This window comes from Kitasatospora sp. NPDC059571, assembly GCF_042735675.1.
Lineage (GTDB): Bacteria > Actinomycetota > Actinomycetes > Streptomycetales > Streptomycetaceae > Kitasatospora.
This window is the reverse complement of record NZ_JBHWBW010000071.1, coordinates 1-23819: the sequence shown is the minus strand read 5'-3', so window position 1 is coordinate 23819 and position 23819 is coordinate 1. Positions and strand designations below refer to the sequence as shown.

The window sequence follows — 23819 nt, the reverse complement described above, 5'->3', positions numbered from 1 at the left end:
CAGACACCCGCCGCCGGAGCCGTCCGCGCGGACGGTGGTCGCCGTGTCGGTGTTGTGCAGCGCGTTGGCGCCGAGGACGGCGGCCGCGTGACGGTCCTGGAAGGCCAGGTGCTCCTTGAGCACCTCCTGGCTCCTCTCCGGCGTGGCGGCGGCCACGGCGGCGTCCTCGCGGTAGATCAGGAGCAGGTACTGCGCCATGACGCGATCCCTTCTCGATCGGACCCGCCGGTCGGGCCCTCTCGTCATGCCGACGGTCCGGGCCCGCCGGAATCGACACGTCCCCCGGACGATTTTCCGGCGTTCCGTGTCGATACGTCGCCCGGCCGTCCGTCGATCGAGTGAGACCGATTCCCGCACCCGATCCGCGAGGAGCGCACGCCATGCCATCCACCGACACCCTCCACGCCGCCGGCCCCCGCGCCCCGGCCGCCGGCCGTCCGCGGCAGACGTGGACCCTGGTCCTGGCCTCCCTCGGCCTGTTCATGGTCGCCCTGGACACCCTGGTCGTCACCACGGCGCTACCGGTGCTGCGGGCCGATCTGGGCGCGAAGCTCACCGACCTCGAGTGGACGGTGAACGCCTACAACCTGTCCTTCGCCTGTCTGCTGCTGACCGGGGCCGCGCTCGGCGACCGGTTCGGGCGGCGGCGGATGTTCGCGATCGGGCTGCTCGGCTTCTCCGCGGCCTCCGCGGCGGCGGCCCTCTCGTCGTCCGTCGGTGCGCTGATCGCGGCCCGCGCGGTGCAGGGCGGCTTCGCGGCGATCGTGATGCCGCTGACGCTCACCCTGATCAGCCAGGCCTTCCCGGCTGAGAAGCGCGGGATGGCCATCGGCCTCTGGGGCGGCATCGCCGGTCTGGCCGTCGCCGCGGGGCCGGTCGTCGGCGGCGCCATCACCAACGGCCTCGCCTGGCAGTGGATCTTCTGGCTGAACGTCCCGATCGGGCTGGTCCTGGCCCCGCTCGCGCTGCGCCGGCTGACCGAGAGCTTCGGGCCCAGGCCCCGGCTCGACCTGGTCGGACTCGGTCTGGCCGGAGCGGGCTTCCTCGGTCTGACCTGGGGACTGGTCCGGGCGAACATCGCCGGCTGGGGCAGCGCCGAGGTGATCCTGTCGGTCCTGGCCGGGCTGGCCCTGGTGGGCTGCTTCCTCGCCTGGCAGCGCCGGACCCGCTACCCCATGCTCCCGCTCGGCCTGTTCCGCCTGCGCGGCTTCTCGACGGCCAACGGTGTCAGCTTCTTCATGTACGCCTCGCTGTTCGGCGCGCTGTTCCTGATGTCACAGTTCCTGCAGATCGGACTCGGCAACTCGCCGCTCGCCGCGGGCCTGTGGATCCTCCCCTGGACCGCGACACCGATGGTGGTCGCGCCCATCGCCGGTGCCCTGTCGGAGCGTTGGGGCAACCGCCCGTTCATGGCCGCCGGCCTGGCACTGCAGGCGATCGGGCTCGGCTGGGTCGCCGCGATCGCCGAACCCGGCATGGGGTACGCCGAGTTGAGCGTGGCCCTGACGGTGGCCGGGGTCGGGACGTCGATGTGCTTCCCCACGGTGGCGAATGCGGTGATGGGCTCCGTTCCGCCGCAGGAGGCCGGGGTGGCCTCCGGCGCGAACAGCGCGATCCGCGAACTCGGCGGCGTCTTCGGCGTGGCCGTCCTCGCGGCCGTGTTCACCGGCCCGGGCGTCTACAACTCGCCCAACGCCTTCGTCGACTCCTTCAGGCCGGCCCTCTGGGTCGGAGCGGCGCTGGCCGCGGTCGGCATCGTCTCGGCCCTGCTCGCGCCCCGGCGGCACGTCGCACCCCCGGATGCGGGTGCGGACGCGTACGCGGGTGCGGGTGCGGACGAGGCCCGCACCCCGGAGCCGGCCCCCGCGGGCCGGGCGGCCCGAACCGTCCACGCCGCGCAGCCGGTTCGGCCCGAACGGACCGTACCGACCGACGGGTGAGCACCGGCGAGGAGGAATCCGGAGCGGGGCGGCCGACCGGCCGTCCCGCTCCCGCGCTCCCCCAACTCCATCCTTCTGGAGGAGTTCACCGGCCGAGGAGCCGCCGGAGCCAGCGGGACCGGGCCTCGCCGGCGTCGCGGCTGAGGCCCGCCTGCGGTGCGACGGTGTCGAAGCCGTGGAACGCACCGGGCCACACGTGCAGTTCGGCCTCGCCGCCGGCCTGCCAGATCGCCTGGGCGTAGGCCACCGCCTCGTCCCGGAAGGTCTCCGCCGATCCGACCTCCAGGTAGGCGGGCGGCAGCCGGGACAGATCCGTGGCCCGGGCGGGGGCCGCATAGGGCGGGAGGTCGGGAGCGCCGTACCGGTCGCCGAGCACCGCCTGCCACGCGGTCGCGTTGGAGGTCCGGTCCCAGGTGTCGCGGCCGGCCATCTGATGGCTGGAGAAGGTGCAGTTGCGGTCGTCGAGCATCGGGCTCAACAGCATCTGCCCGATCGGGACCGGACCGCCGCGGTCGCGGTTCAACAGGGCGAGCGCTGCCGCGAGTCCGGCACCGGCGCTCTTCCCCGCAAGCAGGATGCGGTCCGCGTCGAGATCCCACGCGGCCGCGTGCTCGGCCACCCGGAGGAGTCCGGAGAAGCAGTCCTCCACGGCCGCGGGGTACTGCGCCTGCGGAGCCAGCCGGTACTCGACCGAGACGACGGCGAGTTGCAGCGGGAGGGCCCATTCGCGGAGCAGCCGCGGCAGGACGGACCGGGCGTTGCCCGTGACCATGCCGCCCCCGTGCATGTAGTACACGACCGGCAGCCGTCCGGCGGTCCCGGCGGGCCGCGCGGCGACCAGCACGGCCTCGCGGCCGCCGCGGGCGCCCGGCGCCCGCAGCTCCGCCACCTCGAACCGGCCGCCGTCCCGGAGCTCCGCGAGCGTCGGCCTGGGCCGGGCCGCTGCGTCCCGCTCCTGCCAGGCCGCCAGGTTCTCCGTGGTCACCGGCTCCCGCGCCCCCGCCCCGAGGGCCGCCAGCGCGGCACCCAGCTCCGGGTCGAAGGGCGGTGCGGGCCGGGCCGCCGGAGCGGGGCCGCGCACCGACGACGTACCACCGACACCCATGACAGGAACTCCCCCGGTCGAGGGATGCCCGGCGGCACCCCGAGGAGGACAGCCTGGCAGGCCGGCCGCTCCCGCGGGCACCGCCCCGGTCGAGGCTCGGCCCGGTCGAGGTTCGGCCCGGCCGGGCAACGCCCATCCGCCGGCCGGGAGTTCCGGGCCCGCACGGCGGCCCCGACCCCACCGCAGCGCCCGGATCGCGGGCCGGCACGACCTCTGGGATGGTGGGACGGGGGTGCGGCCCGCCCCCGTGCACGGCCGGCATCCCCGAGGAAGGGCGGCCGGGAGACGCATCCGCCCACCGGATCGTCCGACGGTCCCGCGGCGCCACGGAAGCGAGGCGGCATGCACGATCCCGATCCCCCGTTCCGGCCGGTCCGCCGGCGGGACGGCTACCTGCCGCTGGAGGACCTCGGTCTCATCGGCGACGGCACGACGGCGGCGCTGGTCGGCCTGGACGGCTCCATCCCGTGGATGTGCCTGCCCCGCTTCGACGCCGAACCGCTCTTCTGCGGCCTGCTGGACCACCGGCGGGGCGGGCACTTCACCCTCGCACCGGAGGACCCGGTGGAGGCGCGCCAGCGCTACGAACCCGACACCGGCGTCCTGACGACCGAGCTGCGCAGCGCCACCGGTCTGGTCCGGATCACGGACGCGCTGGCCCTGCGCTCGGCTGCCGACCTGACCGACGACGTCCCGGCCGGCCGGGGCGAACTCGTCCGCTCGGCCGTGGTGCTGGCCGGCAGCGTCCGGCTCCGGGCGGACCTCGAACCGCGCGGCGGCGCCCAGGCGAGGGCCCTGTTCAGCGGGCTGGAGGTCCGGCCGAACCGGCAGCCGGACCTGCGGCTGCACCTGCGGTCCAACCGTCCGCTGACCGGCCTGCAGAGCACCCACGACCTGGTGCAGGGCGACCGCCTCGACCTCGTGCTGTCCTGGGGCCGCTTCCACCGCCACCACCGCTTCGACACCGGCGCCACGCTGCGGAGCACCGCGGAGGCGTGGCGCCGCTGGATGCAGCACTTCGACTACGCCGGCCCCGAGGAACCCCTGGTCAGGCGCGCCGCGATCACGCTCAAACTCTGCGACGACTGGGCCAACGGCTCGCTGGTCGCCGCCCCCACCTCCTCGTTGCCCGCACCGATCGGCGGGATCCGCAACTGGGACTACCGCTACGCCTGGATCCGCGACGCGGCGTTCGCCGTGTTCGCGCTCCGCCGGATCGGCTTCCGGGGCGAGGCCGACGCCTTCCTCGGCTGGGTGCTCGACGCGTTCGAGCAGAGCGGGCGGCCGAGGATCATGTACGACCTCCGGGGCGGCCCGGTGCCCGACGAGGTCGAGGATCCCGAGCTGGAGGGCTACCGGCGCTCCGCCCCGGTCCGCTGGGGCAACGGCGCCGCCGACCAGCGCCAGCACGACGTCTACGGCGAGATCCTGGACTGCGCCGACCAGTGGCTGCTCGCCGGCGGTGAGATCCAGCCCGCGCTCTGGGCCGGCCTGGCCGGGCTCGCCGACGCCGCCGGGCAGAGCTGGCGCCGGCCGGACCAGGGCATCTGGGAGGTGCGCAGCGACGGCCAGGTGTTCACCTACTCGGCCGGGATGTGCCAGGTGGCGCTGGACCGGGCGGCGCAGATCGGTGCGCGGCTCGGCCTGACCGGGCAGGTCGACGCGTGGCGGGCCTCGGCCGACCGGCTGCGCCGCCTCATCCTGGAGCAGTCCTGGGACGAGGGGGCGCAGACGCTGAGCGCGCACCTCGACGGCGGCGGGGCCCTGGACGCCAGCCTGCTCGCGCTTCCGCTGCGCCGGGTCGTGCCGGCCGACCACCCGCGGATGGTGGCGACCACGAAGGCCATCGGCGAGCGCCTGTCGGCCGGCGGCGGGCTGCTGTACCGCTACCGCCACGACGAGTCGCCCGACGGGCTGGCCGGCGACGAGGGCGCCTTCCTGCTGTGCAGCTTCTGGCTGGTCGACAACCTGGTCGGCCAGGGCCGGATCGAGGACGCCGAGGAGCTGTACGCCTCGCTGTGCGCCCGGGCGAGCCCGCTGGGGCTGCTGTCCGAGCAGATCCGCCCGTCCACCGGGGAGTTCATGGGGAACTTCCCGCAGGCGTTCAGCCACATCGGGGTCATCGCCAGTGGCGTGAACCTCGCCCGGGCGAGGGCGGGGGCCCGGACATGATCGAACGGCTGGCCGTCCTCGGTGCGACGGGGGACCTCAGCGCGCGCTTCCTCCTCCCCGCGCTGGCCGCTCTGCGGGCGGCCGGGCACATCGGCGACCGGCTGGAGCTGACCGCCGCCGGCCGGGAGGACTGGGACGGCGCCCAGTACCGGGAGTGGGCCGCCGCGCAGCTCGACCGCCACTGCGGACCCGGCAGTCCGGCCGGGGCCAGGGAGGCGATCGCCGCCTCGGCCGACTACCGGCGGGCCGATGTCACCGACCCCGCCGACCTCGCCCGGGCCGTCGCCGGGGACGGCCCCGTCGCCGTCTACCTCGCCCTGCCCCCGGCCACCTTCCCCCGCGTGGTCACCGCGCTGCACCGGGCGGGCCTGCCCCCGGGCAGCCGGATCGTGCTGGAGAAGCCGTTCGGCGAGGACCTGGCCGGCGCGCAGGAGCTGAACCGGCTGCTCGCCGACCTGCTGCCGGAGCAGGCGGTGTTCCGGGTGGACCACTTCCTGGCCATGACGACCGTTCAGAACGTGCTCGGCAGCCGGCTCGCCAACCGCGTGCTGGAGCCGATCTGGAACAGCACCCACATCGAGGCGGTGGACATCGTCTGGGACGAGACGCTGGCGCTGGAGGGCCGGGCCGGCTACTACGACGGTGTCGGGGCGCTGAAGGACATGGTGCAGAACCATCTGCTGCAGCTGCTCTGCCTGGTGGCCATGGAGCCGCCGATCACCCTCGGCGAGCGGGACCTGCGCGACCGCAAGGTCGACGTGCTGCGCTCCGTGCGGCCGCTGACCGAGGACGATGCCGTGCGCCGCACGCGCCGGGCGCGCTACCTGCCCGGCCGGGTCGGCGGCCGGGCCGTCCCCGCGTACACCGACGAGGACGGTGTGGACCCGCAGCGCGGCACCGAGACCTTCGCCGAGGTCGAACTGGAACTGGACAGCTGGCGCTGGGCCGGCACGCGGTTCCGGCTCCGCAGCGGCAAGGCGCTCGCCGCGGACCGCAAGGAGGTCGCGGTGCGGCTGCGTGCGGTCCCCCACCTCCCGTTCGGCCACAGCGGGGAGGCGCTGCCCAATGTGCTCCGCTTCGGACTGGAGCCGGAGGGGCTGGCGCTGGATCTGACAGGCATCGGCGCCCAGGCCCACGCCTTCACGCCGCTCTCGCTGACGGCACGGATGGAGCCGCCCGACCTGCCGGCGTACGGGCAGCTCCTGCTGGACGTCCTGACCGGGGACCCGGCGCTGTCCATCCGCGGCGACGAGGCGGAGCAGGCGTGGCGGGTCCTCACCCCCGTCCTGGCCGCCTGGGAGCGCGGCCTCGTCCCGTTGGAGGAGTACCCGGCGGGTTCGGACGGTCCGCCCGCGCGTCGGCCCCACGACGGCGGCCGGCAGCGCTGAGACGGACCGGCCGACATGTCCCGCACCGAGCACCGCGCGCACTGCCTGGTGGTCATGGGCGCCTCCGGCACCGGCAAGACGACGGTGGCCCGCCTGCTCGCGGCGCGGCTGCACATCCCCTTCGCCGACGCGGACGACCTGCACCCGCCGGCCAACATCGCCAAACTGTCGGCGGGCATCCCGCTCGACGACGAGGACCGCCGCCCCTGGCTCGCGGAGGTCGGCCGCTGGCTGCACGAGCGCGGCACCGCGGGCAGCGGCGGCGTGGTGGCCTGCTCCGCACTGAAGCGCCGCTACCGGGACGCCCTGCGCGAGGCCTGCCCGGACGCCTTCTTCCTGCACCTGACGGCCGACCACGACCTCCTGGCGGACCGGTTGCGCGGACGGACCGGCCACTTCATGCCGCTGTCCCTGCTCGACTCCCAACTCGCCGCCCTCGAACCGCTCCAACCGGACGAGCCCGGCGCCGCACTGGACGCCGGGCCGGCCCCCGGCACCCTCGCGGAGCGGGCGGTGGACCTGCTGCCGCGTCAGTGACGGGCGGGAACGCCCGACTCGCCGGGAGGTCCTCCGGTGCGGTGCGGGCCGGCCGGCCGGCCGGCCGGGCGAGCGTGTCGAGGGCGCCGGCGAGGACCTGGAGGGCCCTGCCGGCGGAAACCGCCCGGGGTCGCGGCCCGGCCTCCCCACGGTGAGCACCGCAGACCCCTCCCGCTCCGTACCGACCCACCGCGTGCCGGCCCGGGACCGGCCGCCCGGCACCACCGGAGCACCGGACCGACTGGAACCGCTTCGTCCGCCAGGTCGTGCCGGTGCCGGGACCGCGGGTCGGCCGGGGGCCGCCATGAGAACGTAGGAGGTCTCCGGCGGCTGTGAGGTGGGTGCGTGACTGGCGTGACGAGGCTGGTGCCGGCGTCCCTGCGCGGGTACCGGCGGGCGTGGCTGGGCCGGGACGTGCTCGCGGGGGTGACGCTGTCCGCGGTCGCGATCCCCGAGGTGATGGGGTACACCTCGATCGCCGGGATGCCCATCGTCACCGGTCTGTACACGCTGATCCTGCCGGCCGTCGCGTTCGCCCTGCTGGGCTCGTCGAAGCTGCTCGTCGTCGGTGCGGACTCCGCCACGGCGGCGATCCTCTCCGCCGGCCTGCTGGGGCTGGGGGTCACCGGCCTGACCCCGGGCTCACCGCACTGGATCGCCCTGGCCGGGCTGACCGCCCTGATGGCGGGCGGCCTGCTGGCCGCCGCACGGCTGTTCCGGCTCGGCTTCCTCGCGGACTTCCTGTCGGCGGCCGTCCTGATCGGCTTCCTGACCGGCGTCGGCATCCAGGTGGCGACGGCTCAGATCCCGGACCTGCTGGGCATCCCCAGGGGGCAGGGCAACTGGTTCCAGCAGCAGTGGTCCTGGCTGACCCACCTCGACGACATCGCCTGGCCGACCTTCGCGTACGGCGCCGCCACGATCGTGATCATCCTGCTGTTCAAGCGGTTCCTGCCCAGGTTCCCCGGTTCCGTCGTGGCGGTGGTCGCGCTGATCGCCCTCTCCGCGGCGACCGGTGCCGCCGGCCACGGGGTCGCCGTCGTCGGCTCCGTCGAGGGCGGCTTCCCGCCGCTCGGCCTGCCGTCCGGGCTGACCCCCGGCGATGTGTCCCAGGTCTTCTCCGTGGCGGCCTCCTGCTTCGTGCTGATCCTGGCGCAGAGCGCGGCCACGTCGCACAGCTTCGCGACGCGGCACGGCGACAGCGTCGACATCAACCGCGACCTGGTCGGCCTCTCCGTCGCCAACATCGCCGCCGGGCTCAGCGGGACCTTCGTCGTCAACGGCTCCCCCACCAAGACGGAGATCCTCGACCAGCAGCGCGGCCGGACGCAGGTCGCCAACCTCACCATGGCGTTCGTCTCGCTGCTGGTCGCGCTGGTCCTCACCGGTCTGCTGGCCGACATGCCCCTCGCCGTGCTGGCCGGGATCGTGTTCCTGGTCGGCCTCGGGCTGGTCGACGTACGGGGCCTGCGGCAGATCTACGCCCGGCGCCGCAACGAGTTCGTCATCGCCGTCGCGACCGCCTTCGCGGTGTTCGGCATCGGCGTCGAGCAGGGGGTCCTGCTGGCCCTCGTCCTCTCCCTGTTCGAGGTCATCCGGCGGGAGTACCGGCCCAAGGACTTCGTGGTCGGGGTCACCGAGGCGGGCGAGCCCACGTACACGGCCGCCGAGCCCGGCATCGAGAGCGCGCCGGGCCTGATCGTCTTCCGCTTCAACGCGGAGCTGTTCTACGCGAACGCGAGCCGCTTCGCCGACGAGGTCAAGGCCCTCGTCGACGACGCACCCGATCCGGTGCGCTGGCTGGTGCTCGACGCCGCGGGGATCGCCGACGTCGACTACTCCGCCGGGGTCCGCCTGGGCAGCCTGCTCGACTTCCTCGCCGCACGCAGCGTCACCTTCGTCCTCGCCCGCCCCGACCCCGCCCTGGTGGACACCCTGAAGGTCTACGGGCTGTGGCAGCGGATCCCGTCCCGGTACGTCTTCGGCAACCTGATCGACGCCATCCGGGCCTACCCCGCGGACGGGCCGGCCGCCGGCTGACCTCGGTCCCCGAGGCCGCGGAGGCGGCCGCCGCCCTCGGCGGGGCGTGAGCGGCGCGCGGGCCGGCCGATCGCCGCGGGGTGGACCGCCCGCCGTGGGCGGATCCTCACCCGCGGTTCACCCGGCCGGCCTGCCGCCCGGCGGGTTCGTCGACTGGCACTGCCGCTCCCGCGACGGGGCCTTCTTGCGGACGGCCCGCCAAGTCCGTTCGCGCGGCGGTGTCGTGGTCCCGGCGCGCCCGTTCCGCCCGTACGTGGCCTGCCAGTGGAAGTTCGGCTACGAGGGCGCGGACGCGGTCGAGGTGTGGAACGGGCCGTGGACCTGCGACGACGAGTCGGCGGTGGACGGCTGGGCCGCCCGGCAAGGGCAACAGCACGGGCCCCGACCTGCCGTGGGGGCCGATGGCCGCACTCACCAACCCGGTGTTCCTCCGGGGCAGCGGAGGCCGCGGCGGGGGCGGCGGCGGGCGGTAGCCCGGGCAGTGCCCCACAGCCCGTCGGGACCCCTCCCCGAGCCCTTCCCCCGCGCCGCTGACCAGCGAGAATAGCGAGTTCCCGGCGGCGTACTAGGCTGAGGACATGGGCCGCTACGAGCCACCGCACGGCGCGGACCGGCTGCGGCGCTTCGCCCGCGCACTCGCCGCAGACCCGGTGGAAACCCTCCTCTACCTACCGGAGGAGATCAGTCGGCGCCACGAGTACCGGGTGGCGTACGACGTCGACACCGGGTGGGAGGAACACCTGCACCGCCTGCTCGGGGCGCCCTGGCCGTGCCCGGAGACACCGCACGCCGCCGAACTGTGGGCGTCCGTCGGGCGGGAACTGCACCAGGGCGGGCTGGCGTTCGGGCGGCACACCTACGGCGGCTACAGCGACGCGGACGAGTCGCTCGCCCGGGCGGTGCGGTGCGTGGTGCTGCACCGGCGGGCCGAGGTGGTGGTCGAGACGGGGGTCGCCCGCGGAGTGATCAGCCGGTACGTGCTGGAGGCACTGGAGCAGAACGGGCGCGGCCACCTGTGGAGCATCGATCTGCCGCACCCCTTCCACCCCGGCCTCCATCCGGAGACGGGCGCGGCCGTACCCGCCCGCCAGCGCCGGGAGTGGTCGTACATCGAAGGCTCCAGCCGGCGGCGGCTACCGGCGCTCGGAAGGAAGTTGGGGCGGGTGGACGTGTTCGTCCACGACAGCCTGCACACGGCGCGCAACACCCGGTTCGAGATGGACCGGATCGGCCGGGTCCTGGCACCGGACGGCGTCATGCTCATCGACGACATCAGCACGCACCAGGGCTTCGCCCTCTGGACCCGGTCCGCCGACGGCATCAGCACTCTGGTCTGCCCGTCCGCAGACGGCGAGGGGCTCTTCGGGGTGGTCTGCGCCAACGGCGCCTGACGCATCGGGGCCGCTGCGTCCCCGGGCTGCCGGTGCCGACCGCGGCCGGCCCGCGATCGGCACCGGAGCGCCGCGCGCGGGCCGTCAGACTGCCGGCTGCTGCTGGGTGACGCAGTGGATGCCGCCGCCGCCCGCACCGAGGTAGTCGATGTTGAGCTGCTCGACGGTGCGGCCGGGGAACAGCCGCGCCAGGGCGGCCCTGGCCGCGGTGTCGGCAGAGGTGTCGCCGAACTGCGCCGAGATCACCGCGCCGTTGCAGACGTAGTAGTTGGCGTAGGAGGCGACGAAGTCGGCGTTGGTGGAGCGGATCTTGTAGTAGTCGGGACCCTGGATCCTGGTCACGCCGATCGGGCCCCCGGAGGCGGTCGTCGAGGCGGAGAGGATCTGGTACTGCTGGCGGGCGTCCTGCGCCCAGACGTCGGTGTCGCTCGCGAGCGGCATCTGGACCGCGCCGGAGCCGGGGGCGAGGAAGCGCGAGGTCGCGTCGACGTGGTCGTCGGTGATGTCCTGGCCCGCGATGCCGGTGAACCAGATCACCTTGGAGGCGCCGTAGGCGGCGCACATCGCGGCCTCGAGCTGGGCCTGGGTCCGGTTGGGGTTGCGGTTGCCGTTGATGATGCTGCTGCGGGTGGCCATCAGGGTGCCGGCGCCGTCCTGTTCGATGGCGCCGCCCTCGGCCACCAGGCCGGCCGCGGTGTACGGCACGCCGACGTAGGCGGCGATCCGCTGCGCGACGAGGGCGTCGTTGGCGTGGGTCTGCCGGCCGCCCCAGCCGTTGAAGTTCAGGCCGACCGCGTCCAGTCCGCCGGATCCGTCGGTGCGGAAGACCGCGCCTGTGTCGCGCATCCAGCAGTCGTCGACGGGGATCGTGGTGATCACGGTGACCGCGGAGCCGCACATCGAGCGGGCCTTGGCCGCACTGACCGGGTTGGCGCACATGACGACCGGCTCGTACGTGGCGATGGTCTTGGCGATCAGCGCGATGTTCGACTGCACACCGCTGAGCTTGGACTTCCAGATCGTGCTGCTGTCGGGCCAGGCCATCCAGGTGCGGGTGTGGCGGACGTCCTCGGCCGGGACGGCGAAGGCGCCCGCGAGGGACGGGGCCGCGCCCTGCCCGGCCGCCGTGCCGGTCGCCGCCAGGGCGGCGGAGCCGGTCGCGGCGGTCACGGCCGCGCCGGCGGCGGCCAGTCCGGCGGCTGCGAGGAACTGCCGCCTGCCCAGGGATCTTCCCTCGGACGTGTGGGGGTTCATCCGGAATCTCCAGTCAACTGCCCGTCGGGGTAACGGGATTGGATGGAACGCTATAACTGACCAAGCGCTCGGTCAATTACTCGCGCAGGAATCGGCGCGACGGATCCGGCCGAGTGCGCCGACCGCGATCCACCGCACGGCGATCACCGGCGACGCCGCACGGAACGGCCGTTACAGTTGCGCCATGGCGACGCGCGAGAAGGACCGGAGCACCGAGGCCCCCGGCAGCAGGAAGCCCGGCGGAGCCCGGGCGGCCAAGGGCGAGCAGACCCGGGCCCGGCTGATCGCCGCCGCGCGGACCCTGCTGGCCGGCGACACCGCCGGTCGGTTCACCACGCGCAACGTCGCCGCCCTCTGCGGGGTGTCGCACGGGATGTGCCACTACCACTTCCAGGACCGCACCGACCTGATCGTCGCGGTGATCGAGGACATCCGGCCGGAGTGGATCGCCCCGCTGGAGGAGGCGGTGGACGGACCGGGCGCCTTCGCGGACCGCGCCGAGCGGGTCATCGGCCTGCTGACCCGCCCGGAGAGCCCGGACCTGGCGCACCTGCACTCCGCGCTGCACTGGCTCGCCCTCAACGACGAGCGCGTGCGGGTGAGCCTGGAGGCGGAGTACGGGCGCTGGCGCTCCTGCTTCGTCCGGCTGTTCGGGGTGCTGGCGGACGAGCGCCCCGGCGGGCTCGACCCGCGTCCGCTCGGCGAGGCCTTCGCGGCGGCCGTGGACGGGCTCGCCGCCGTCGCCTCGCTCGGCTCCGCGGTGGACGCCGGGGCCGTGCTGCGGACGCTGATGGCCTCGCTCTCGGCCGACCGGGCCTGAGCCGGGCCGGCCGATGCTGACCGGCCGGTCAGGGTGCGGTGCGGCGCACGATGCCGTCCGGGCGAATTCCGCCATGGGTGCCGCGCCCCGGCAGGACACCCCTGCCGCGCCGGGACGCGGCGGTCTACAGGGCGCGGCGCGCGGCGGCGATCCGGTCGGGATCCCAGCCGGGCCGGGGTACGGACTCCAGCAGGAGCCGGGTGTAGGGGTGCCGGGGGTCGGCGAGGACCTCGGCGGTGGGACCGGCCTCGACGATCCGTCCGTGGCGCATCACGATCACGTCGTCGGTGATGCACCGGACGACACCCAGGTCGTGGGTGATGAAGAGGTAGCCGATGCCCGTCCGTTCGCGGATGTCGGCGAGCAGGTTGAGGACCTGGGCCTGAACGGAGACGTCGAGGGCGGCGACGGCCTCGTCCAGGACCATGACGGCCGGCTCGACCGCCAGGGCGCGGGCGATGGCGACGCGCTGGCGCTGCCCGCCGGAGAGCTGCCGGGGCAGGGCGTCGGCGGCGCGGGTGCCGAGGCCGACCTGGTCGAGGAGTTCGGCGATGCGGCTCGCGTGGTCGGCGTCCGGGAAGTGCAGGCGCAGGGTCTCGCGCAGCACGGCCTGGACGCCGGTCCTCGGGTCGAGGGACAGGTACGGGTCCTGGAAGACCATCTGGACCTCGCGCGCGCGGGCGATCCGCTCGGCCCGCCCGCGGGCGCGGCCGGTGCGGACGCGGCCCTGGACGACCACCCGGCCCTCGTCGGCCTGTTCGAGTCCGACGACGATGCGGGCGGTGGTGGTCTTCCCGGAGCCGGACTCGCCGACGATGCCGAGCGATCCGCCGGCCGCCAGGGTGAAGGAGACGTCGTCGACGGCCGGTACGCCGCCGAAGCTGCGGCGCAGCCCGGTGACCTCCAGCACGTTCCCCGAAGTCCGTTGCGGGGCGACGGACTCGGGTGCGTTCTTACGCACGGGTGGCGCTCCCTTCGAGCCGGTCGCTGTGGTGGCAGGCGGCGAGGTGCCCGGGGTCCCCGGGCGCCGGCACCGGCTCGGGTGCCCGGTCGCGGCAGAGGCCGGTGGCGAGGCCGCACCGGGCGGCGAACGCGCAGCCGGTCAACTCCTCGCGCAGGTCCGGTGGTTGGCCGTCGATGGCGGCAAGCCGGCGCTGCGGGGCCTCCAGGCGCGGGGTGGACGCGAGGAGTGCCGCGGTGTACGGGTGCCGGGGGCGGGCGAACAGGGCGTCGGCGGGGCCGGTTTCGGCGATGCGGCCGGCGTACATGACGTGGACGCGGTCGCTGATGGCGGCGGCGAGGCCGAGGTCGTGGGTGACGAAGAGCAGGCCGGTGCCGAAGCGCGTCCGCAGCCGGTCCAGGAGGGAGACGACCTCGGCCTGGGTGGTGACGTCGAGGGCGGTGGTGGGCTCGTCGGCGAGCAGGAGCGCGGGGTCGCCCATCAGGGCGGCGGCGATCATCACGCGCTGGAGCATGCCGCCGGAGAGCCGGCCGGGACGGGCGGCCAGGACGCCGGCGCCGAGGCCGACGGCTTCGAGGAGTTCGGCGGCGCGCCGGTTGGCCTCCGCCTTGGTCATCGCCCCGGTGAGGGTGACGCCCTCGGTGAGGTGGTCGCCGATGCGCCGCAGCGGGTTGACGGCGGCGCGCGGGTCCTGGAAGACCATGGCGGCCCGGCGGTTGCGCAGGGTGCGCAGCCGGTCGGCGTTCATGGTCAGGACGTCCTCGCCGTCGACGAGGACGCGGCCTTCGGTGGCGGCCCCGGGCGGGAGCAGGCGCAGGACGGTGCGGGAGGTGAGGGTCTTGCCGGACCCGGATTCGCCGACGAGGGCGACGGTCTCGCCGGCGGCGACGGTGAGGTCGACGCCGTCGAGGACGGGACGGGCGGTGCCCGGCAGGCGGAGCCGCAGCCCCTGGATGTCGAGTGCGTTCATCGCTCCCTCCTGGCGACCCGGTCGGCCCAGCGTTCACCGACGACGTTGAAGGCGACGACGGTCAGCACGATGAGGGCGCAGGGCAGGACGGCGGAGAGCGGGTAGCCGTGCTGGATCGCGGTCTGGCCGTCGAAGACCGCGCGGCCCCAGTCGGGGGTCAGCGCGGGGACGCCGAGCCCGAGGAAGGAGAGGCCGGCCAGGTCCATGAGGGCGTAGCCGAAGTTGATGGTGGATTGGGCCAGCACGACGGGGGCGATGTTCGGGACGACGTGCCGCAGGCAGATCTGCAGGGCGGAGTGGCCCTGGACCTGGTGGGCGGCGACGTAGGGCCGCGTCCGTTCGGCGAGCACCAGGGAGCGGGTCAGTCTGCCGACGTAGGGCAGGTAGGCGATCGCCAGGGCGATGACGGGGGCGAGCAGGCCCTCTCCCTGGACCGAGACGATCAGGATCGCCAGCAGCATGCCGGGGAAGGCGAAGACCAGTTCGGTCGAACGGGAGAGCACCGAGTCCAGCCAGCCGCCGCGCCAGGCCGCGACGACGCCGACGGCGACACCCGCGACGGTGGAGAAGGCGACGACGCCGAGCGGGCCGAGCAGCGAGGTCCGGGCGCCGAGCAGCAGCCGGGACAGGGTGTCGCGTCCGGCCGCGTCCACGCCGAAGGGGTGGCCCGCGGAGGGGCCGGCGAGGGCGTTGCCGAGGTCGACCCCGTTCGGGTCGTACGGCGCCAGCCAGGGGGCGAGGACGGCCGCCGCGACGACCAGGACGGCCAGGGCGAGGCAGATCGGGTAGAGCGGTGCGCGGACGGCCTTGAGGCGGCCGAGTCCTGGCCGGCCGGTGAGGGCGGTGACGCTCATGCGGCGGACCCCCTCGATCCGAGGGTGACCCGTGGGTCGACCAGCGGGTGGATCAGGTCGACGACGAGGTTCACCGTCATGAACAGGGCGACGATGATCAGGGAGATGGCCTGGACGGTGGGGAAGTCCTTGGTGGTGGTGGAGAGTTCGAGGAGCTGGCCGATGCCCCCGATGCTGAAGGCGGACTCCACCAGGATCGTGCAGACCAGCAGGGTGGAGACGATCAGGCCGCCGGTGGTCAGCACGGTGCCCAGCGCGTTGCGGAACACGTGACGGCGGATCACCTGGTGCTCGGGCACGCCCCGGCTGCGGGCGACGGCCACGTGTTCGCTGTCGAGGGCCTCCAGCATCGCGGAGCGGGTGACCCGCGCCAGCATGCCGATCAGGTACAGCGCGAGCGCGATCGACGGCAGCGTCAGGTGCCACACCATGTCGCCGAGGCCCTCCCCCGCCCCGCTGCTCGGGAACCAGCCCAGCTTCACCGCGAACAGACCCTGGAGCAGCACGGCGGCGACGAAGGACGGGGTGCCGACGGCGAAGGTGGTGGAGACCAGGATCGCCGAGTCGGTCGCGCCGCCGCGCACCGCGCCGATCCAGCCGAGGGCCAGCCCGGCGGCCGCCACGACCACCAGGGCCATGGCGACCAGCAGCAGGGTGGCGGGCAGCCGGTCCGCGAGCAGCGCGGACACATCGGTGCGGTAGGTGATGGAACGGCCGAAGTCGCCCTGCAGCACCTGGCCGAGCCAGCGGAAGTACCGTACGAGGAACGGGTCGTTCAGGTGGTACTGCTCGTTGATCGCCTTCAGGGCGGCCGGGGAGGCCGACCGCCCCGAGAGCAGGAAGCTCGCCGGGCTGCCCGGCGCCAGGTACATCGCGCCGTAGACCACGAACGAGGCGCCGAGCAGGGTGGCGGCCATCTCCAGCAGCCGCCGTCCGGCGAATCTCAGGAAGCTCACCGTGCAGCCCCCACGTCGGCGGCCCACGGGTAGTACAGGTACGCGACGGTGGTCGGCGCACCGGTGATCCGCTTGTTCAGGAACATCGCGGTCGGCCACTCGGCCACCGGGATCCACAGCAGCTGCTCGGAGGCGGTCCTCTGCAGTTCCGCCTCGATCGCACCGCGCGCCGCCGGGTCGTACGCGGCCGTGGCCCGGTCGACCAGGTCGTCGTAGGCCTTGGCGCTGTAGCCGGCGAAGTTCTGGTAGGCGCCGGTCCGGAAGTTGGCCAGCAGGTCGAGCGGGTCGGTGACGGAGTCGTAGTACGTCTCCGGGAACATGTCGAGGCCCTCGCGCGCCTTGGCGTCGGTGAACAGCGAGGTGAACGCGTTCGGGGCGATCGTCTTCAGCCGGACGTCCAGGCCGATCCGCGCACCGGCGTTCTGGACGGCGGTGGCGAGCAGGGACACGTCCTGGCCGATGGTGCTGGTGGCGATGGTCAGGGTCCTGCCGGTGGCGCCGGCCTCCCGGACGAGGGCCTTGGCCTGCTCGATGTCCTGCGCGGTGGGCGCGAGGCCGGTGAAGGCGGCGGTGCGGACGCTGTCCGGATACGCCGCCCATACGGCCCTGGTGGTGAGGGAGCCCGTGGTGGCGCCGGCCCCGCCGAGGCCGGTCCGGACGAAGCCGGAGCGGTCGAGGGCGAGGGAGAGCGCACGCCGCACCCGCACGTCGCCGAGCGCGCCCTTCATGCTGGTGACGTTCACGTTGACGGTGCTCAGGCCCTCGCCGAAGTACAGCGTGCCCACCCCGCTCCTGCTCAGCCGGTCGTAGCTCTCGGTGGGGATGAGGTAGCCGCCGTCGACCTCGCCGCTCAGCATCGCGTTGGTGCGCGCCGACGGATCGGTGAGGAAGCTGAACACCGCTTTCGCGGACTTCGCCTTCGTGCCCCAGTAGCCGTCGAAGCGCCGCAGCTCGATCGACTGGCCCTTGTTCCAGGCGCCGAGCCGGAACGGGCCGGTGCAGTCGAGGCTGCCGGACGTACCGTAGTCCTTGCCCGCCGCCTCGACCCCGGCCTTGGCGGCGACCACGCCGGCCGCCGTCGCCATGTACTGCGGGAACTGCGAGTCCGGCCGCTTGAGCCGGACGGTGACCTGGAGCGGGCCGGTCCCGGTGACGGTGTCGACGTTCTGGAACACCTGGGCCCAGGCGGCGGCGTTGTCCGGGTTCATCTGCCGGCCGAGGCTGTACACCACGTCGTCGGCGGTCATCACCGACCCGTCGTGGAAGTGCACTCCGGGGCGCAGGTCGTAGACCCAGGTGGTCGGGTCCGGGTTGGACGCCTTCTGCGCCAGGCCCGGGGCGAGGGTGAGCTGCGGCGTCCACCGCATCAGGCTCTCGCAGACGTTGGACAGGATGGTGTTCTGCGGGTAGTCGAACGCCATGGTGTAGTCCAGCGTGGGCGGTTCGGCGTAGAGGGCCCAGGTGAAGGAGTCGATCCCGCCCTTCGCGGGCGGGGTGGACGCCGACAGCCGGTGGCCGGACTCCTCACCGGACGTGCCGGTGGCGGGCGGGCCGGCGCAGGCGGCGATCAGCGCGGCGGAGGACAGCACGGCGGTGGCGAGGGCGAGCCGGCCGCCGCCGGCTCTCGGTGATGCGGTGGGGGGCATCGGGGTACTCCCGTTCAAGGGCGCCGGGTGGCCGGCGCGGGGTGGGGTGGTGCGGGCCTGGGCGCTATGCGGACGTGCGGGCCGCCGGGATCTGCTGGGTGATGCAGTGGACGCCGCCGCCGCCGAACGCGACGACGCGGGCCCGCACGCCGACGACCCTCCGGCCGGGGTACGCGGCGGCGAGGACGGCGAGCGCGCCCTCGTCCTCGGGGTGGTCGGCAACGGGGACGACGATGCCGCCGTTGGCGATGTAGTGGTTGAGGTAGCCGACCTCGGTGTGCTTGCCGTCGACCTCGACGAACGCGGCCTGCGGGACGTCGACGATCTCGAACGGCCGGCCCTGCGCGTCGGTGGAGTGCTCCAGCACCGTCCGGTTGGCCCGCATCCGGACGTAGTCGGGGTGCGCGGGGTCGGCCGGCAGCTGCACGACGACCTTGCCGGGGGCGGCGAAGGCGCAGACGCCGTCCACGTGCCCGTCGGTCTCGGTGTCCAGCAGCCCGCCGTACGGCAGCCAGATGACCTTGGTGACGCCGAGGCGCGCCTTGAGCTCGGCCTCGATCTCCGTGCGGCTCATGCCGGGGTTGCGGTTGGGGTGCAGCAGGCACTGCTCGGTGGTGATGAGGGTGCCCTCGCCGTCCACGGTGATCGCGCCGCCCTCGAGGATCATCTCGGAGCGGATCGCCTCGACCTCCAGGTGCTTCAGCAGCAGGGCGCTGACCTCGTCGTCGGCGTCCCACGGAAAGTGCTTGCGGCCCCAGGAGTTGAACCGGAAGTCCACGCCGGCCCGGCGGCCCTGCTCGTCCAGGACGAAGATCGGTGCGGAGTCGCGGAACCAGGAGTCGTCCATCGGCAGCTCGATCACCGTGACGCCCCGGTCGCCGCACATCGTGCGGGCCTCCTCGCCGTGGCCGGGCGGGGCGACCATGGTCACCGGCTCGAACTCGGCGATGGCGCGGGCCACCAGGGCGTACTCCTGCTTGGCCTCGGCGAGGACCTCGCCCCACAGCTCCGGGCGGACGGGCCAGGCCATCAGGCAGCCCTCGTGCTCGGTCCACTCGGCCGGCATGCGGAAAGTCATAGCGGATTCCTTCGGTTGGGGAGGGGGTGGTCCCGTCGGGGGACGGAAGCGGCGTGCGCCCGGTGAACGTCCGCGAGCGGTACGGGCCTGCTCAGCCGGCCGGCGGGACGACCGGCTGCGACTGGGTCGAGCAGTGGATGCCGCCACCGCCGCCGGCGGTCGGGCTGGTGGCAGCACGTGCGCTGACCGGGAGGGCCGCGCCGAGGGCGAGTGCGGGAACGGCCGCCGCACCGAGCTTGAGGAGGCTCCGCCTGGAGGTTTCCGGCAGGTTCATCGAGATCTCCCTGGAGTGAGGGCGGGAGGTGTGGTGTGCCGCACATCCTCCATCGAACTGAAAATTCAGTCAAGATGTGAGGGCCGGTGACGCTCGCGGGACACCTCGGCTCCGCCGCCGGCGCAGGCGATCCACTCAGGCAGGACCTCAGCAATCCGCCCCGAGCAGGGATGCTGTCCGACCGGGCCAGTGCGGCCACATACTGAGAATCCGATCAGGAAACTGCCCCTGATCGACCCGGTCCGGGTAGAGTGGCCGTCCATGTCGGATCGTCGAACAGAGATACTCAGGGCCGCGACCCGCGTCATCGCCCGACGCGGCGTACGCGGGCTGCGCGTGGAAGAACTGGCGGCGGAGGCGGCGGTCTCGACCTCGCTGATCTACTACCACTTCGGCGACCGCGCCGGGATCCTCCGCCGGACCCTGGAGTTCATCAACGACCGCGCCGACCGCTACACTGCCGAGCGCATCCCGGGGAACGATCCGTCCGGCCCCCGCAACGACCTGGAACAGGCCCTGCTCCTGGAGCTCCAGGACATCCCCGAGGTCAGGGAGAACAGCACGGCCTGGGGGGAGTTGAGGGCGAGCACCGTCTTCGACCCGGACCTCCGCAAGGAGCTGGCCAGGGCCACTCACACCTGGGTCCACGAGATCGCGGAACTGCTCGGCCGGGCCAACCCGGCCGGCACCGCCCCCGCGCACGCAGCCGCCGCCGAACGGCTCACCGCACTGCTGGAAGGCCTGAGCGTCCGATGGCTCAGCGGCTCACTCCCCCTGCAGCACGCACGCCGCCTGCTCCGGGAGGCGATCGAGGTGGAACTGGCCCACGGCCGCGCTCGGACTACTAACTGAAACTTCAGTTACTGGCAATGACTATCGGAGGAGTTCGCAGAAGCGGTCCATGGCGCGGTCGGCGCGGTGGCGGTCCCCGGTGGTCGTGAGATCGAACAGGAGGCCCCGGATGACGGCCATGACCAGAGTGGGAGTCATGGTGTCGTCGGCGCCGGCGGCGATGCCGCGGAACGCGGCGCCGAGGGTGTCGAACCAGCCCGTGATCGCCTCGCCCCGGTCCGGGTAGTTCTCGGGGTGCGTCAGTCCGTCGGCGTGCACCTCGAAGATCAGCCGCACGTACGGAGCGCGCTCGGGTGCGCTGATCCAGGCCCAGATGCCGCGCAGGCGCTCCTCCGGGGAGGCCGCCCCTGCCGGGAGGTCCCCGGCCAACCGTGCCGCGCCGCGACGGCGGGCCTCGGCAAGGACAGCTGCCACCAACTCCTGCTTGCTGCCGAAGTCGTAGAGCAGCATCCGCGGGCTGGTATCGAGGGCCGCAGCCAGCGGACGCAGACTCAACCCGGCCAGGCCGTGCGCCAGCACGTAGTCGGTCGCCCGCGTCAGCACGGCTTCCCGCCGGGCGGGATCCGGGGGTCGCCCCACGGTGGACCATCCTCTCGTCCTGCATATCTGAGTCCGCGTCAGTATATGGTACGACTGTTTCAACAAGGGGAAGGAGACGCTCATGCCCTCACCCGACCGGGCGGTCGTCCTGGGCGCCGGAGGCCTCGTCGGCATGGCCTGGACGGCCGGGCTCGCCTGCGGACTGCGCCGCGGCGGGGTGGACCTCGGCAGGGCCGATCTACTCGTCGGCACCTCGGCCGGGGCGATCATCGCCGCCCTGCTGGCCACCGGCCAGGACCCGGGCCGGCTCGCCACGCCGGTGCGCCCCGCCGAGTCCGGCAGCACGCCGCCCCAGGTGGACGGGCGCCGGCTGGGCGAGGCGTTCGCCGTACTCGGCGATGCCGCCTCGGACCCGGCCGGGGCCCGGCGCCGAGTGGGCCGCATCGCGGTCGCTGCCGAGACCGGCCCCGAGCAGGCCCATATCGCCCGGATGCGTGCCATGGTCGGCACGGACCAATGGCCGGATCGGCAACTGCTCATCCCCGCGACGGACACCGAGTCCGGCGAGCAGGAGGTCTTCGACGGCGCGAGCGGCGCACCGCTCTCCTGCGCCGTCGCGGCCAGCACGGCCTTCCCCGGCATCTACCCGCCGATCACCGTCGACGGCCGCCGCTACATGGACGGCTCCCTGCGGTCGGCGACCAACGCCGCACTGGCCGCCCGGGCCCGCACGCTCGTGGTGATCGACCCGCAGGCGCACCTGTTCCCGGACGAGTTGCTCCATCAGGAACTGGCGATCGCCGCAGCGGACACCGTGGTGACCGTCGAGCCCGATCCGGCATCACTGCGCGCCTTCGGCCCGGACCTGAACGACCGCACGGCCTGGGAGCCTGCCTACCGGGCGGGACTCCGCCAGGCCGCCGACGCCACGGAGCAGCTCCGCCTCGTGTGGAGGACCGGATCCGGCACGGACCGGCACCGCGTCCGGGATCTCGACGGGGAGGGCGTCGGCATGCCGACGACCGGTTGACCCCTGGTGAATGATGAGGCCGTGATCTCCGAGGAACGCGCCGTCGAGCTCATCGGCTCCTTCTTGGCCAGGGAGCTGCCGACGTGGCCGTGGAGGGGTCCTGCCCCCACACCGGACATCTACCACGTGGGGGAACGCACGGTCGGCTGGCTCGTCTTCTGGCGCTCGGCGGAGCAGGCCCGCGCCCGTGACCGGCGCGGCAGTTTCGTCGGCGGTCACTACCTGGTGGACCGGCACGACGGGAGCATCCACTACGTGCCCTCCGTGTGGTGGGAGGACGAAGGCGGGGAGGAGCAGTACCTCCTGCAGACCAAGGGCATCAGACCACCCGATCCACGGGCCGCCGCTGTTCGTGCACTCGTTCACTCTGCCGGCGCCGTGGCCGCGATGAACCACCTGCGCAAGCAGGCCCCGCGACTGAGTCTGCAGGACGCCAAGGCCTACGTCAGAACCGTCCAGGACGGCACCGAACCACCCGAAGAGCCGGCGAACCTGACCCGCAAACAGCCGACGCAGCCGCTTCCCCCCATCGAGACGCTGGCCGGTCCGGTCCGGTAGCGGGCCGGCCGAGAGGTCGATTCCGTCGGGCCCTGTGCAGCGCCGCGGTTGGGGCATGCGCGATCATGACGGGATGGACGCTCGTTTCCTCGGCATCGCCGAGCCGGCCGAAGTCCCGCCGGTCGCGGTCGTGGTGGACGTCATGCGTGCTTTCACCGTGGCCGCCTGGGTCTTTGCCCGGGGGGCGGAGAAGGTCGTTCTGGCCGAGTCGCTGGACCAGGCCCTGGAGCTCAAGGCGCGCCACCCGGATTGGGTGGCACTCAAGGACGGTCCGCCCGAGCCCGGGTTCGACCTGGTCAACTCGCCGGGCCTGCTGCGGTCCGCCGACCTCGGCGGACGAACCGTCGTACAGAAGACCACCGCCGGGACGGTCGGCGCCCTCGCGGTCAAGCAGGCGTCGCTGGTGCTGTGCGCCGGCTTCGTCGTGGCGGAGGCGACGGCTCGCCTCTTGCGGGCACACGCGTGCGACGGCGTCACCTTCGTGGTCACCGGCGAGGAGGGCCGGGCGGACGAGGACCTCGCGTGCGCCCAGTACATCGCTCGCAGGGCCACCGGGGCAGGAACGGACGCAGCCGGGTTCCTCCGTCGCGCCGGCGAGTCGGGCGCCGCCGCCGAGTTGGCGGAAGGGGTGCGCCAAGGGGTCCATCCGGATGACGTCGCACTCTGCCTCGAACTCGACCGGTTCCCCTTCGCCATGGTTGCGGCCTTGGAGGACTCGCTCATGATCCTGCGTCGGCGCGCCGTGCCTCCGGGGTGAGGGAGGAGGGATCCGGTCCGGTCAGAGGAAGTAGAGGCGGCTGAGCGGGACGCTGTCGGCGGGCTCGGAGTGGAGGGCGTCGCCGTCGAGGGAGACTGCGCCGGTGCGGTGGTCGACCTCGACCAGGCCGGTACGGGCGTTGCGGACCATGTCGGCGGGCCCGATCCCCCGGGTGCCGCGGACGGCGACCCTGCGGCGGCGGGTGGTCATGGCGTCGTAGGGCCGGCCGGCGGAGCCCGATTCGGCGGCCGCCCGGCTGACGAAGGCCACCGACAGGTCGGCGGCGGTGGCACCGTGCGCGCCGAACAGCGGTCCCATGACGAGCGGTTGGCAGCTCTCGGTGGCGGCGTTGGGGTCGCCGGTGACGCCGTAGGCAGGGAAGCCGGCCTTGAGCACCAGCTGCGGCTTGGCGCCGAAGTAGGCCGGCCACCAGAGCACGATGTCGGCGAGCTTGCCGATCTCCAGCGAGCCGACCTCGTGCGAGAGGCCGTGTGCGATGGCCGGGTTGACGGTGAGCTTGGCGATGTAGCGCAGCACCCGCTCGTTGTCGTCGTCCGGTCCGTCGCCGTCCAGCGGGCCGAGTTCGGACTTCATCTTGCCCGCGACGGCGAAGGTGCGGCGGACGGTCTCGCCGGCCCGGCCCATGCCCTGGGCGTCGGAGGAGGTGATGCCGATGACCCCGAGGTCGTGCAGCAC

General features: G+C 73.6%; 22 protein-coding genes and 1 pseudogene. 11 read left to right on the top strand and 12 right to left on the bottom strand.

The genetic code is table 11. The annotated features are described in order from the left end of the window. Positions 1-198, bottom strand: a pseudogene (locus tag ACFV0G_RS11410) (hypothetical protein); the annotation flags it as partial. A gap of 182 nt (positions 199-380) precedes the next feature. Here ACFV0G_RS11410 and ACFV0G_RS11405 point away from each other — a divergent pair. Next, positions 381-1940 carry an MFS transporter gene (locus ACFV0G_RS11405; RefSeq protein WP_380545289.1) on the top strand — a complete coding sequence of 520 codons (1560 nt, stop codon included), beginning with the start codon at positions 381-383 and terminating at the stop codon, positions 1938-1940. Between the two features lie 85 nt (positions 1941-2025). On the opposite strand, the gene ACFV0G_RS11400 is transcribed toward ACFV0G_RS11405, so the two are convergent. Beyond that, on the bottom strand, positions 2026-3045 hold the full coding sequence (locus ACFV0G_RS11400) for an alpha/beta hydrolase (RefSeq protein WP_380545287.1): 1020 nt from the start codon (positions 3043-3045) through the stop codon (positions 2026-2028). Between the two features lie 342 nt (positions 3046-3387). On the opposite strand from ACFV0G_RS11400, the gene ACFV0G_RS11395 reads away from it, so the two are divergent. The 5 genes from ACFV0G_RS11395 (at position 3388) to ACFV0G_RS11375 (ending at position 10573) form a co-directional block, all read left to right on the top strand. Continuing rightward, a complete protein-coding gene (locus ACFV0G_RS11395) occupies positions 3388-5217 on the top strand; it encodes a glycoside hydrolase family 15 protein (protein ID WP_380545285.1) in 1830 nt (609 codons plus the stop codon). After that, positions 5214-6605 carry a glucose-6-phosphate dehydrogenase gene (locus ACFV0G_RS11390; protein WP_380545282.1) on the top strand — a complete coding sequence of 464 codons (1392 nt, stop codon included), beginning with the start codon at positions 5214-5216 and terminating at the stop codon, positions 6603-6605. Before ACFV0G_RS11395 ends, ACFV0G_RS11390 begins: the two co-directional genes overlap by 4 nt. A 15-nt stretch (positions 6606-6620) precedes the next feature. Continuing rightward, a complete protein-coding gene (locus ACFV0G_RS11385; RefSeq protein ID WP_380545280.1) occupies positions 6621-7142 on the top strand; it encodes a gluconokinase in 522 nt (173 codons plus the stop codon). A 345-nt stretch (positions 7143-7487) separates the two neighbouring features. After that, on the top strand, positions 7488-9182 hold the full coding sequence (locus tag ACFV0G_RS11380; protein ID WP_380545278.1) for a SulP family inorganic anion transporter: 1695 nt from the start codon (positions 7488-7490) through the stop codon (positions 9180-9182). Between the two features lie 578 nt (positions 9183-9760). Further along, positions 9761-10573, top strand: a complete 813-nt coding sequence (locus tag ACFV0G_RS11375; RefSeq protein WP_380545276.1) for a class I SAM-dependent methyltransferase — start codon at positions 9761-9763, stop codon at positions 10571-10573. Positions 10574-10657: 84 nt separating this feature from the next. Here the strand turns inward: ACFV0G_RS11375 and ACFV0G_RS11370 are convergent, their stop codons facing one another. Then, positions 10658-11827: an agmatine/peptidylarginine deiminase gene (locus tag ACFV0G_RS11370; RefSeq protein ID WP_380545274.1), complete on the bottom strand. Its 1170-nt coding sequence runs from the start codon at positions 11825-11827 to the stop codon at positions 10658-10660. Between the two features lie 184 nt (positions 11828-12011). Between ACFV0G_RS11370 and ACFV0G_RS11365 the strand changes: the two genes are divergently transcribed. Continuing rightward, the gene (locus ACFV0G_RS11365; RefSeq protein ID WP_380545272.1) at positions 12012-12647 is read left to right on the top strand and encodes a TetR/AcrR family transcriptional regulator; all 636 of its coding nucleotides are present in this window, start codon (positions 12012-12014) and stop codon (positions 12645-12647) included. Between the two features lie 124 nt (positions 12648-12771). Here ACFV0G_RS11365 and ACFV0G_RS11360 read toward each other — a convergent pair whose 3' ends face one another. The 7 genes from ACFV0G_RS11360 to ACFV0G_RS11330 form a co-directional block, all read right to left on the bottom strand. Further along, positions 12772-13608, bottom strand: a complete 837-nt coding sequence (locus ACFV0G_RS11360; protein WP_380545270.1) for an ABC transporter ATP-binding protein — start codon at positions 13606-13608, stop codon at positions 12772-12774. After that, positions 13601-14578, bottom strand: coding sequence for an ABC transporter ATP-binding protein (locus ACFV0G_RS11355; protein WP_380545268.1), 978 nt, complete (start codon positions 14576-14578; stop codon positions 13601-13603). The genes ACFV0G_RS11360 and ACFV0G_RS11355 overlap by 8 nt, the downstream gene beginning before the upstream one ends. Then, complete coding sequence (locus ACFV0G_RS11350; RefSeq protein ID WP_380545266.1) at positions 14575-15432, bottom strand: ABC transporter permease; 858 nt, start codon at positions 15430-15432, stop codon at positions 14575-14577. Before ACFV0G_RS11350 ends, ACFV0G_RS11355 begins: the two co-directional genes overlap by 4 nt. Next, positions 15429-16388 (bottom strand): ABC transporter permease, encoded by a 960-nt coding sequence (locus ACFV0G_RS11345; RefSeq protein ID WP_380545264.1) that lies wholly within the window; start codon positions 16386-16388, stop codon positions 15429-15431. Before ACFV0G_RS11345 ends, ACFV0G_RS11350 begins: the two co-directional genes overlap by 4 nt. Continuing rightward, on the bottom strand, positions 16385-18034 hold the full coding sequence (locus ACFV0G_RS11340; RefSeq protein ID WP_380545262.1) for an ABC transporter substrate-binding protein: 1650 nt from the start codon (positions 18032-18034) through the stop codon (positions 16385-16387). Before ACFV0G_RS11340 ends, ACFV0G_RS11345 begins: the two co-directional genes overlap by 4 nt. A 64-nt stretch (positions 18035-18098) precedes the next feature. Next, positions 18099-19112, bottom strand: a complete 1014-nt coding sequence (locus ACFV0G_RS11335) for an agmatine/peptidylarginine deiminase (protein ID WP_380545260.1) — start codon at positions 19110-19112, stop codon at positions 18099-18101. 91 nt (positions 19113-19203) lie between these two features. Further along, a complete protein-coding gene (locus tag ACFV0G_RS11330; RefSeq protein ID WP_380545258.1) occupies positions 19204-19386 on the bottom strand; it encodes a hypothetical protein in 183 nt (60 codons plus the stop codon). 261 nt (positions 19387-19647) lie between these two features. Between ACFV0G_RS11330 and ACFV0G_RS11325 the strand changes: the two genes are divergently transcribed. Next, positions 19648-20238 (top strand): TetR/AcrR family transcriptional regulator, encoded by a 591-nt coding sequence (locus ACFV0G_RS11325; RefSeq protein WP_380545256.1) that lies wholly within the window; start codon positions 19648-19650, stop codon positions 20236-20238. A 21-nt stretch (positions 20239-20259) separates the two neighbouring features. Here the strand turns inward: ACFV0G_RS11325 and ACFV0G_RS11320 are convergent, their stop codons facing one another. Further along, the gene (locus ACFV0G_RS11320) at positions 20260-20817 is read right to left on the bottom strand and encodes a TetR/AcrR family transcriptional regulator (protein ID WP_380545254.1); all 558 of its coding nucleotides are present in this window, start codon (positions 20815-20817) and stop codon (positions 20260-20262) included. An 82-nt stretch (positions 20818-20899) separates the two neighbouring features. Between ACFV0G_RS11320 and ACFV0G_RS11315 the strand changes: the two genes are divergently transcribed. The 3 genes from ACFV0G_RS11315 (at position 20900) to ACFV0G_RS11305 (ending at position 23123) form a co-directional block, all read left to right on the top strand. After that, on the top strand, positions 20900-21808 hold the full coding sequence (locus tag ACFV0G_RS11315) for a patatin-like phospholipase family protein (protein ID WP_380545252.1): 909 nt from the start codon (positions 20900-20902) through the stop codon (positions 21806-21808). Between the two features lie 21 nt (positions 21809-21829). Then, a complete protein-coding gene (locus ACFV0G_RS11310) occupies positions 21830-22366 on the top strand; it encodes a hypothetical protein (protein WP_380545249.1) in 537 nt (178 codons plus the stop codon). A 73-nt stretch (positions 22367-22439) separates the two neighbouring features. Further along, a complete protein-coding gene (locus ACFV0G_RS11305; RefSeq protein ID WP_380545247.1) occupies positions 22440-23123 on the top strand; it encodes a 2-phosphosulfolactate phosphatase in 684 nt (227 codons plus the stop codon). 21 nt (positions 23124-23144) lie between these two features. On the opposite strand, the gene ACFV0G_RS11300 is transcribed toward ACFV0G_RS11305, so the two are convergent. Further along, positions 23145-23819: amidohydrolase family protein (locus ACFV0G_RS11300; RefSeq protein ID WP_380545245.1), on the bottom strand; the 675-nt coding region annotated here is incomplete at its 5' end.